This is a genomic window from Anabaena sp. EIM26, from assembly GCF_057568715.1.
In genome coordinates this window covers 1-11,199 of record NZ_JBWNLG010000003.1, presented here as the reverse complement: position 1 = coordinate 11,199, position 11,199 = coordinate 1, and the positions used below count along the sequence as shown (strand labels likewise).

At 36.5% G+C, this 11,199-nt stretch carries 13 protein-coding genes; 1 reads left to right on the top strand and 12 read right to left on the bottom strand.

The genetic code is table 11. From position 1 onward, the window contains the following. Positions 1–5 precede the first annotated feature (5 nt). Complete coding sequence (locus tag AC012T_RS27170; RefSeq protein ID WP_487067315.1) at positions 6–470, bottom strand: DNA polymerase domain-containing protein; 465 nt, start codon at positions 468–470, stop codon at positions 6–8. Between the two features lie 225 nt (positions 471–695). Here AC012T_RS27170 and iscB point away from each other — a divergent pair, with 225 nt between their 5' ends. Then, positions 696–1,979 (top strand): RNA-guided endonuclease IscB, encoded by a 1,284-nt coding sequence (gene iscB / locus AC012T_RS27165; protein ID WP_487067313.1) that lies wholly within the window; start codon positions 696–698, stop codon positions 1,977–1,979. A 156-nt stretch (positions 1,980–2,135) separates the two neighbouring features. Here the strand turns inward: iscB and AC012T_RS27160 are convergent, their stop codons facing one another. The 11 genes from AC012T_RS27160 to AC012T_RS27110 all read right to left on the bottom strand — a co-directional run bounded on the left by AC012T_RS27160 (position 2,136) and on the right by AC012T_RS27110 (position 11,199). Further along, positions 2,136–3,449: a DNA polymerase III subunit gamma/tau gene (locus AC012T_RS27160; protein ID WP_487067311.1), complete on the bottom strand. Its 1,314-nt coding sequence runs from the start codon at positions 3,447–3,449 to the stop codon at positions 2,136–2,138. Positions 3,450–3,664: 215 nt separating this feature from the next. Next, positions 3,665–5,095, bottom strand: coding sequence for a DNA polymerase III subunit beta (dnaN, locus tag AC012T_RS27155; protein WP_487067309.1), 1,431 nt, complete (start codon positions 5,093–5,095; stop codon positions 3,665–3,667). A 384-nt stretch (positions 5,096–5,479) separates the two neighbouring features. Further along, positions 5,480–5,785 carry a hypothetical protein gene (locus tag AC012T_RS27150; RefSeq protein ID WP_487067307.1) on the bottom strand — a complete coding sequence of 102 codons (306 nt, stop codon included), beginning with the start codon at positions 5,783–5,785 and terminating at the stop codon, positions 5,480–5,482. 224 nt (positions 5,786–6,009) lie between these two features. Continuing rightward, a complete protein-coding gene (locus AC012T_RS27145; protein ID WP_487067305.1) occupies positions 6,010–6,321 on the bottom strand; it encodes a hypothetical protein in 312 nt (103 codons plus the stop codon). 318 nt (positions 6,322–6,639) lie between these two features. Then, positions 6,640–7,485: a PRTRC system ThiF family protein gene (locus AC012T_RS27140; RefSeq protein WP_487067303.1), complete on the bottom strand. Its 846-nt coding sequence runs from the start codon at positions 7,483–7,485 to the stop codon at positions 6,640–6,642. Further along, positions 7,482–8,093 carry a hypothetical protein gene (locus tag AC012T_RS27135; RefSeq protein ID WP_487067301.1) on the bottom strand — a complete coding sequence of 204 codons (612 nt, stop codon included), beginning with the start codon at positions 8,091–8,093 and terminating at the stop codon, positions 7,482–7,484. The genes AC012T_RS27140 and AC012T_RS27135 overlap by 4 nt, the downstream gene beginning before the upstream one ends. Next, on the bottom strand, positions 8,090–8,797 hold the full coding sequence (locus tag AC012T_RS27130; RefSeq protein WP_487067299.1) for a hypothetical protein: 708 nt from the start codon (positions 8,795–8,797) through the stop codon (positions 8,090–8,092). Before AC012T_RS27130 ends, AC012T_RS27135 begins: the two co-directional genes overlap by 4 nt. After that, positions 8,776–9,522: a hypothetical protein gene (locus AC012T_RS27125; protein ID WP_487067297.1), complete on the bottom strand. Its 747-nt coding sequence runs from the start codon at positions 9,520–9,522 to the stop codon at positions 8,776–8,778. Before AC012T_RS27125 ends, AC012T_RS27130 begins: the two co-directional genes overlap by 22 nt. Next, positions 9,522–9,956 (bottom strand): hypothetical protein, encoded by a 435-nt coding sequence (locus AC012T_RS27120; RefSeq protein WP_487067295.1) that lies wholly within the window; start codon positions 9,954–9,956, stop codon positions 9,522–9,524. Before AC012T_RS27120 ends, AC012T_RS27125 begins: the two co-directional genes overlap by 1 nt. Position 9,957: 1 nt before the next feature. Further along, positions 9,958–10,425, bottom strand: coding sequence for a hypothetical protein (locus tag AC012T_RS27115; RefSeq protein ID WP_487067293.1), 468 nt, complete (start codon positions 10,423–10,425; stop codon positions 9,958–9,960). A 9-nt stretch (positions 10,426–10,434) separates the two neighbouring features. After that, positions 10,435–11,199, bottom strand: a complete 765-nt coding sequence (locus AC012T_RS27110) for a PriCT-2 domain-containing protein (RefSeq protein WP_487067291.1) — start codon at positions 11,197–11,199, stop codon at positions 10,435–10,437.

Sequence of the window (11,199 nt, the reverse complement as noted above, 5' to 3'; positions counted from 1 at the left end):
TGATGCTACTTTTTGAAGTACGGAATGTGGGTTTTAGCTCCTCTAGAGGGAACAAACATCGCTTGAGCAAGGATTTCCAACTCAATTTTGATACCAGTAGGTAAAGCATTTTGCAGCTTTTCAAATATCAGCAGAGGTTCAGAGTGGGAGAAAAACACACCATCAGTATCACTTTCAACCTGGATACCTCCCGCTTTTTCAATCACATCAATCATGAAACGCAGAATCCGTCTACCATAAGCTGTAACCAGTGCAGCAGCTTCCATATCATTAAAACCAACACCAGAAGTCCCATAAAAGCCAAACAACGAGTTGATTAACACTTTGAGAGCAGCTTCAGCTTGTTTAGCAGCTAAATCTCCAGCTTTTCCTAATTCTTTGAGTCTGAGTCGTTCCCTGGTGAGATAATCGAGAATACTTAAACCGAATCGTTGTGTATCCTTGCGCGAGCAAATCCCATATTTAAGCATAATGCTGGGATACAGAGAGCATAAATAAACGGACTAATCTGTAGTTTATGTGAACCAAACCACTCAAAACATGAGTAAACGTTATCTAGGTCATAACACCTTGGGATTCGCTAGTCCCCTGCCATGTTGCTACTTATTAAACAATCCGCAAGGATAGTGTATTTAGCATAACAAGCTCAGATAACAAGGTTGAAGCAAACATTACCCTGAAAAGGTGAAATTTAAATGTCTAATTTTGTTCTAGTTCTTGATACCAACAAGAAACCACTTACTCCAATCCATCCAGGAGATGCACGTTTTTTATTAAATCAACAAAAAGCTGCTGTATTTAGAAGATTTCCATTTACCATAATTTTGAAACAACCTAAATCTGACGTTTCAACTCAACCGATTGAATTAAAAATAGATCCAGGCAGTAAAACTACAGGTTTTGCGTTAGTTCAAAATAATAAAGTCATCTGGGGTATGGAATTACAACACAGAGGTTTAGCTATTAAAGAAAGCCTAGAAACTCGAAAAGGAGTAAGGAGAGGAAGACGTTCTAGACATACTCGTTATCGTCAAGCTAGATTTCTTAACCGTACTAAACCTAAAGGTTGGTTAGCACCTTCTTTAAGCCATAGAGTTTTAACTATTAACACTTGGGTCAAAAGATTATGTAATTTTGCCCCAATAACTGACATAGTTCAAGAGCTTGCTAGGTTTGACCTACAGCAGCTAGAAAACCCGGAGATATCAGGCTTAGAGTATCAACAGGGAGAGTTACAAGGGTATGAAGTCCGTGAATATCTTTTGAATAAATGGAATAGAAAATGTGCATACTGTACGGCTGAAAATGTCCCTTTACAAGTTGAGCATATTAAACCAAAAGCCAAAGGAGGAACTAATAGAATTTCTAATTTGTGTCTAGCTTGTGAGAAATGCAATATCAAAAAAGGTACTCAAGATATTGAGAAGTTTTTAGTGAAAAAGCCTGAGTTGTTGAAGCAAATTTTATCCCAAGCCAAGTCTCCACTAAAAGATGCGTCTGCTGTAAATTCAACGAGATGGGCTTTATTTAATAAGTTAAAAGAAACTGGATTACCTGTAACAACAGGTTCAGGAGGTTTAACTAAGTTTAATAGAACTCGTTTAGGATTGCCTAAAACTCATTGGATTGATGCTGCTTGTGTAGGGAAAGTTGAAACTCTCACAATACTTACAACAAAAATTTTAACAGTAAAAAGCACGGGGCATGGTTGCAGAAGATTCTGTAGGATCAATAAATTTGGTTTTCCTTGCACCGAGCCTAAAAAAATATTCACTCATGTTTCTACAGGAGATTTTGTTAAGGTTACTTTGCACAAAGATCGTAAAAACATAACTTCTGGAAGGTATGTAAGTCGTGTTAAAACTCCCACAAAAAACGGATGTGAGATTGTTATCAATGGTTTTAGAGTTGAATTTTCAACAATGAAAGATATTACTAAGGTTCATTGTAGTGACGGATATAGCTACAGCTACATTTGACTACGGAAAACTACAATTTTATGAGATTAAATGAAGAGACTGGAAACATCAATTTTTGAAAATTGACATTTATTATCTTTTCATCTCCGGGTAAGGCTATTTCCATAAATGAATCTTCAAAAATCAGATCAGATTGCTATACCAATTCATAGAATGTTATCGAGAAGAGGATAACTGTTGTACCGTTTCCACCCAAACAGGAGCTTTCTTTCCATTAACTGGGATTAATAAATTCCAATGTTCTTGCAAAGATTCAACACTCATATTTGGTAACTTATGTTGCGCCCAAATAATAGCATCAGCAGGTGTCTTCCAGTTCATCCAAGGTGGATTTTCAGAAATTGAAACGAATTGATTGGAATTGCTGGAATTAACAGAATTAGCAGCAGGTAGTAAACCCAAAATACCAATCTCTAACCATAACTGTGGTTGAGTAGATAATTTTATCTGCACTTCACATTGTCTTAAGTGTTGCTGCCCTGCTAAAATAGTTGTAGTCTCCCAATCTTTAGTTATTTGACACAATTGTTGCCAAGTATCTTCAGTTAGCATCACCATTTCCTTACTGTCAGGAGATGTTTTAGCAATCAACATATCTCGATAAAAGCTGGTGAGATTTTGCAGAATTACTAAAGGTTCTTTACCCCACTCCAACAAATTGCGAATAATATGAATTACAGAATCACTATCATTTTCAGCAATTCTTTCTATCATTGTTAGCAGTTCATACTCAGGCACATTTCCTACCATTTCCCATACCCAATTTTGGTCAATGGTGATATTTAGTAAACTCAATTGATCCAGTAAACATTGACTATCCCGCAAACAACCAGAAGAAATTTGTGCAATCAAACGTAATGCTTCTGGAGTAATATCAATTAATTCCTCATTCACAATTTGGTTGAGGTGTTGTATCATATCCTCAACACCAATTCTTTTAAAATCGAACCTTTGACAACGAGAAATAATCGTCGCAGGAACTTTGTGAATTTCTGTGGTGCAGAGGATAAACACTACATTCTTTGGTGGTTCTTCCAAAGTTTTGAGTAAAGCTTGAAATCCTTGTGAACTGAGGCTATGCACTTCATCTAAAACAAACACCTTGTAGCGGCTATTGACAGGTACAATGTGGGTGCGGTCAATAATTTGTCTGATATTTTCAACACCAGAGTTACTAGCAGCATCTATTTCTACCACATCCAGGGATAAACCTTTGGAGATGCTGGTACAGGAATTGCACAGTCCGCAGGGTGTGGGAGTAGGAAAATCACCATGTTGACAATTGAGAGATTTAGCAAAAATGCGTGCGCTGGAAGTCTTACCTGTACCTCTGGGACCAGTGAATAGGTACGCCGGGGCAATTCTTTGAGATGTGATAGCATTGGTGAGAGTAGTTGCGATCGCTCTTTGACCAACAAGTTCAGCAAAGGACTGGGGACGATATTTCAGGTGAAATGGTTGGTATGTCATGTTTTTCCAAACTAGATAAGTTGAATTTCCCCAAGCTCATGTATTAGTAATAAACTTGGGGTGTGAGTAATTTTTGGTTTGGTTGTTAAAACAGATTTGAGATAACAAACCACAGAGTAATCAGGGTTGAACAGATATTTTGTGTAACTTTTGACTGACAAATATTGATAGTTGTTTAGCTAAATCTAAACCATTGCAATTTTTATTCAGTCTATCTATGCAGCAGTAACTTTCTTTTTTCTTGTTCTAGGTTTAGGATTAGAATTAGCAGAATTTCGAGAATCAGGTTTGGTTTCTGCTGTGTTTTTCTGTAGAGAAGAATCTGTTTTTATCACATTATTTTTATCCTTGACAGCTTCTTCCGTTCCTCCGGCTTCAGTAGCTATATGTATTTCTTCATTGACCTCAGTTGTTGAGGAAATATTTTCTGTACCGATAACTTCTTCATTATCTGAAGCATCCTCATTCATAGCTGTGTTATTATTACCAACAAGTTGAATTGGCATTACCAGAATTAGTTGATTGAGAATGCCATCCACAGGAGTAATAATTACAGGAGTTATGGATTGATTGATATTAATTAATACCTCATTTGTAGGTAAGAATTTGAGAGCTTGTTCCAGATATTTGATATTAAAACCCATGACTAATTGTTGTTGATAATCATCTTGGGTTTTAATATTTAAAGATTCCACAGCACCACCTACATCTGAAGCTTCTGTAGATAAAGTTGCTTGTTGATATTGGTAGTCACAGGTAATTTTGACAATTTTATTCTTTTGGTCAGCTACAATTCCCACTCGTTTTAAGGCATTATCAAACATTTTTCTGTCAACAGTAAATTGATGTTGGAACTGTTGCGGAATTAGAGATGAATATTTGGGATAATCTCCTTCTAATAATTTGGTGGTAACTTGGATATTTGGTAATGCAAACACCGCAATTCCATTATGAATGCTAATAATACATTCGCTGTTATCTCCTACACTAGCTAAAATCTTTTGTAATTCAGTTAGTGTTGGCTGAGGAATTGTAATTTCTACTGTATTTGACTCAGCTTTACTTTGTGCATTTTCTGTTAATTGTGCATCTGTTTCTATTGTTCCATAAACAACTGCTAACCGATGTCCATCTGTTGCTGCTGCTTCCCAACTACTTTTAGAAAACTGGAAATGAACTCCAGCTAAAACTTGTTTATTTTCATCATGACTAGCAGCAAATAATGTTGCTTCTAATGCTTGTAACAACTTAATTGCTGGTAGTGTAATATTCTTTCCTTCAATTTCCGGTAATGATGGAAATTCTTGAGGACTAATCGTTTGAATTCGACATTTACCAGAGGAGTGAGTAATAATGGCAGCATTATCTACAATTTCTAGAGTAATATCTTGTTTGGGAAGACTAGAAATTACTTGGCTGAATAATTTAGCGGGTAAAGCAACCTTACCTTCTAGTTCTATTCTAGATTTGCATTGAACTCGAATTCCTAAACTCAAATCAAAAGCAGTCACTAAAATTTGTTGTTCGTGCTTATCCGCAACCAACAATATATTGTTGAGAATGGGATGATGAGGTTTGTTAGGTACAGCGTAACTAACCATAGCAAGGGTATCAGTGAGGTGTTTTTGAGAAATTGTAAATTTCATGGTTGTATGTTATTTGATGTCAGAAATAATGAAACAAGAGATGCTTAATTTGCCACTAAATACCTTTATTCATTCTGTAATTTGTATACAGGAAATTTATTTCCTATCATTCATGTTTGGTGAATTACAATCAATCGCTAAACCTCATGAATATAAAGGGTGTTAGCTTTTTATTGCAGATGAAATTTTCAATTGTCTAACTGGTTACGGTTTTTAATTATCTGCTTTGTTTGAAGTGGTAATTGATGACAAATCATTTTGTAAAGCTGAAAAACCCTTAATTAACATAATTAGGGTAGACAGTATGCCTACCCTACAAGCGTTTGAGTTCTATGGAATATGCAAGTTAAATGTTCAACAACTAAATAAACGAAAAATGTTTGTTTATGAACCTACTTCTATTGTGTGAGATTTACCATTATTACTTGGAGAAATTGCTATGAGACTATGAGTATTTAACTGTTCAATCTCATTTGTGATTTGTTGTTGTCGTTGTTGAGAAAGAGACTGATAAATCTGTTGCAGAATTTTGATAGTTTCTCGCACTTGATGAAGACAATCAGTATTAAAATTTATTGTTACTGTTTCTCCATCTGCAAAAAATGAACAGGATTGATTATTACCATTGTTATATGAACTGACATAAGTTTCTTTGGTAATAGTGGCTGTGAATGAATGGGATAGTTTCATGTTTTGATAGAGATTGTGCAATTTTAGCAAAGAAGTATGATGAGATGATTGAAAACGAAGGCGTTTTATGTACACAACCTTTCTGTTGATATCCACCTCTATTAAATTAGAAAAGCCATCTAAAATAGAGATTGCACTTTCTGATTAAAATCATCAAATACTTAGCGCGTAGCGCATAATAAATTAGTTGCTTTTGTTTCAAATGTTTATTATTGGAACTAATTTTATTGATTGTGAAGTTGGGTTTGTTGGTTTATATCAAGTTCAGCTATTTGAACAATTAACTCTGTTGGTACATTCCAACATTTACATTCCCAATTTTGAGTTAATCGTTCTGCTTTTCTGACATAAATATCGGAATTGCTTGTATTTTCAATCAGCCATTGTTTGAATTCAAGTGCTTTTTCTTCAGTTTCAAAACCGAAGTAGGTGACTTTTCTTTGTCCCAAAGGACTGGTGATAGTGGCAACTCTGGGTGAAAGAATATTCATAGTCCATCCACTAGCACTAAGTTGTATTCTAGTAATGTTGAGCATTGATTTTGTTTGTGGTAATTAAAATTCAATTTTTGGAACAGGTTTTAGATATTTGGTAGTAACGTTTTTTAACTTACAAATATTTCTTAATGCCAAATTAATATGAAGCTGCATAGAATTTATTTTGTAAGTGATAAGCTAAAGTGCAGTTACATTTAATAATGCAAAAACGTTAAATTTTTGGAGTCGGAGTATCTTGCTTACTTCTGTTATGTAAATTAATTTTCTCCCTTGAATAAATTCAAGGGAGAAGCGCGTCAGCGAAAATGATTTGATGCTGTATTATTAAACTGACATTAAACGATTTAGTGGAATTATTTATTTATCGGTAAATTTTTGCAGACAATCTACACAGGTGTATAGTGAACGAGAAGAACCTGTAGTATTATGGAAATAGGTTGCAAATTTTCTCAAACCTCCAGTTAATGTTAATGCCAGCAAATACTCTGCTGCAATAACACCTACCTGTTGATTAACAAATAAACTTTGGCGGTTTTGGGCTTGAATTTCAGAACATGATAAAGGTGTTGAATTTAATTCTTCAGGTAATGGTGTTAATAGTTCTGGATGTTGTTGAGAAGGACTGGGGAGATTGATACAGAAGTTGGTTTTTTGAAGATTATCAAAAGCAGCTTCTAAGGTAAATTGGTTAGTAGAACCAAGTACCACCTGTCCAGAACTCGAATTAGCATGATTACCACAATCTAACCACCAAATTTGTGGTGGAGAACCTGAGTAGTTTTGGTCTAAGCAATTGCTAATTTCAGCACGCGCAGCAGCATTATCTACGCAACCGATAATAACTGTTAACTTGCGCCATTTATTTGATATAATCTTTTTGGTGAATGGTTTAGCGATCGCACTAATCTGTACTCCCAATGCTAAACTGTATCTAGCTGCTAGAACTTCCGCTTTGTGTAACCCAATCTCTGAGTGTTGAAAATTCTGTCGGGGAATGTTTTTAGGTTCAATGATATCCGGGTCTACAACTATACAAGAAGCTGTTTTATTGCTGTTTGCTTCAATTTCCAGCATCAGTCTAGCAACCGACGGAATTAAAAAACCCCCTGTCCCACCAGCACCAACAACTATAAACTCGACGTGATTATATGCAAGAAGCATAAGCGGGACAGAATGAGCAAAAGATAGGTCTAATTTCATCATGGTGTAATATCTATATTGGATGTTAAACAGCTTGGTAACTCAAATACCCAATTAGCAGGGATGTGCCAAAAGTGGCTGTATGTACCCAATCGCACGCAGATATGGGGATTAGTGAAAATCTCACCCAAAACAGCGAAAATTCTGAACTTTCCAGCTTCTTCCTCGTCGTCAGTTGCAGAAAATTGTGCGCTCATGCTGTGGTGACTGTGTACCTCAATCATCGCATTTTGATATGATAAGCTGGTTGCCTCTACTGGAGTTACACTGGTAAATGTAGCAATTTGTTCTGGGGTATGCAGATGCCATTTTCCGTCTGTAAAGCAGAGATAGAAGAGTATTTCTTTATGTCCCGCATTTCGGGCTAACTGTAAAATTTCCAATGTTAATCTATCGGAAACTAAGGGATATTGCAGGTGAAAGTACGGTGTGAGATGGGGTAAACCGCGAATACTGCATTGGTTGATAGGAAAGCACGCAGATAGTCCTTGACGTGCAGCACGGACAAACACTCCGTTCCCAGCTACCCAGTATTCCATCATTTTGCCTGTTATCGGTGGTAAGTTGGTGCTAGTGGCAAATTGATAATTGATGAGTGCAGGTATAGTCATGAGATAATCTCTTCAATTGCAGTGGTGATGGTTTTGTTACCCCAAGGAACTAAATCCCGTGTGGTGTATCTTTTAGACTTGTTGTTGTGTAGTTGTTGTAAATGCGATAGCACATCTTCAGGATGTGATTTAGATTTACCTTGCACAAAATCTTGATTGAAAGGACTATGCCAAAATAATTGCCATACCTGCATGATATTTTCAGGGAAACAATGGAGAACAGAATTTTCACCAAAACAGATAGAACCGTTCTCCATCACGTTTGGTAATGGAGCATAAAATAGAGGAGAATTTTGGTGGAATTTCTTAATAGCCCAAATCCAATATTGACGATTACATCCAGCAAATATTAACCCCGGCATAGGTATTTTAAAAGTTGTATTTTCCAAAGAGATGTAATAACGTTGCGGTGGATAAAACTGCACCAACCATTCTCCTTTATGGCATCTTCCCCACCTCACGGTATTTGGTGGTAAATAACCTGAATCAATAGGTTCAGCAGCAAATGCTTCTCTCAATGCAGCAGGAGCAATAAATTTGTAATTTGTTGTTTCTCCTTCTTTGTAAATTAAAAGGTATTGACCTGGCAGAAATAGCAAATGTGCTAGTGTTTCCGCATGAGTAGTTTGGCTAATAATTGAATGTGAAATATCACCGATGTTGAGTTGAGGTAAAATGTTAGTTAATACCGTGCTTTGTTCCATAATTTAATCACCTGTTTTCTATGGTTAATAGAAGATTCAATCCATTCGGAAAACTCCGTCATTTTCTGGCAATACCCTAAGGATAATTGCCATTGTTCGGCTAAATATTTCAGCACTTCCTGTTCCCAATCAAATGAGACATATTCTTCATGGGTTACATTTAACCAAATACATTCTGTACTGTGGTCAATGATGGATATGACATCATAAAGTAGAGACAATGGTGATGTTGTTTGTTGACAAAGTAATGAAAGCTTGTCCCAATTGATTTTATCCACTGTCACCAATTTATGAGGAATGAATCCAAAGCAAGAATTCCAATCTTCTTGAGGATGTCCATAACCTATAAGTGACAAGAGAAATTGTTCTGCAAAGCTGAGTTCTTCTAAACTTATTTCCCACCAATCTGTGTTTTGGGAGTAAACGGGAATTTCTGTGTATCTTTCTGTGCATTCCCGAAAATCTTCGTGGTAATCTATGGGAAATAACCACTCATTTACCAGTTCCAAAAACTCAATTTCTAAGTCACTGTAAACACTGGGATGTGAATGTTGTCTCAAGGGAGTTTTTGAGGATAACCATTCATTAGGGAACAGTTCTTTGTAGAGACTGAGGTAATTAATTTGTTCGCTGAGTTCTTCTAAATACCAAATTCCCTCTTGCACAGTTTGGGGAATCTGGTATTTTTTTAAAGACTCAGCAGCCAATTGATATTGAGACTGCATTAGAAGCCGAGAATTGGTATTTGTGAATGTATAGGAGGAGATTTTTTGAGAATATTTAAACTCTTGTCTAATTCAGTTTGCCATTCTCTCCCAGTGGTAATTGCTGTTTCCAATTCATCTTGTAATAACAGCAGATTTTCGATATTCAGATGACCTTGAATTTCTAACATTTTGATTTGCCAGCTTAATAGTAAAGCCGGGTTCAATTGATGTTCGCTGGTAATTAGGGTTTGGAGGATATCACCTAAACCTTTAGTACCTGCTTTCTTGACCATACGAATTTGGGTAATTCCCTCTTTATCCGTTCGCGTAATTTCTGCATGAGCAATTTCTGGGTAAAATGGTGTCAAGGCATTGCGGAGAGTTTCGTCAGTAGCTGCAATTTCATCAGCTATGGGTATTTCTTGACCTTCAATCATCAAAATGTAAGGCATATTAAAACAGTGTTAATTGATTAGAGGGTTTAGTTTTGTGAGTATTGGTTGGTGGTAAATCAGGAGGATTGACAATTTTGTTATTCTCTGATTGGTTGACAGATATTTTTTGTTTTTGAGCTTCTTTTTGTTGAGATTGTTCTGCTATTTGTGGTAAAATAGCTTTTAGTTTCGTGAGAACTTCAGCTATTACTGGATATTGTTCGATTTCATGCAGTGTACTAACTTGCATGACTGGTGGTTGTTCCTTGATTCCAGCCGTGATTAATACCTGCCGTAAATCGTTTGTAGTAGCTGGTAAAATTTGGATGCCTAAGATGATAGTGTTGCTATCAAAATCAAATCTATCTTCTTTTTCAGATGCCACGTTAACAACATCAGTTTCTGTGAATGAGGTAGTGACATCAGTATCGTTATCATCAGTTTCTACATCTTCATCCACAATTTGTTGAGTTTCAATTTTTGACATAATTAATAGTTAGGAAAGATTAGCTAAACGGTGTAAAATCTGCATATTTATACCCCATTTTCGGAAAGATTGCCATTTGTATTCGCACTCCCCTGGTGTGTATTTAGCTGATAGCTGACTCCATTCTTCCCAAGCACAAAATAGGGTAGGATTGACTGATTTCAAAGCCATTCCCACCTTGATCCAGGAATCATATTTATCTGCAAAGCGAGGATGAATTATTTCTAGTAGTAGCAGTGCTGTTTCTGTATCCGCACCTGTAAATTCTGGATTTGTTGGTAAGGTATTACTGTTTTTGTGGTAGTCTCTTTTTGGTGGTTTCGCACGTTTGGTCATCTGTTCAATTATCCAAGATGGTGCGATCGCAATTTCAACTTGGTCAGGACGACAACCACTCAGCCAACGATAATAACCGGTTAGTGGATGAATACTGGGGGGAAGTATTGATGGTAGTTTAGTACCTCTAAATTCTAAAACTTCACCGGGGGAGGTGGTGATTTTGCGGGATTTGAGTTGAGGATGATTGTTACCTGGCAATTTCAGTAAGTATTGCGCCCTTCCTGGTCGCCCTGATGTAAATGCAACTGTGGTGGGTAGTGGTTGATGTGCGATAATTGCTGCATAGGCGCTGTATCCATCACAGTCTATGGCGATTAAAAATTCCTGGGAGTTTTGACCGCAAAGGAGACCTATACCTGTGGGGGTTACTTTGTAAAAACCGTGACGGCGGTTTCTGACTGGTACTTTTTCATATTGCTGGAGTTGGTTCAGCAA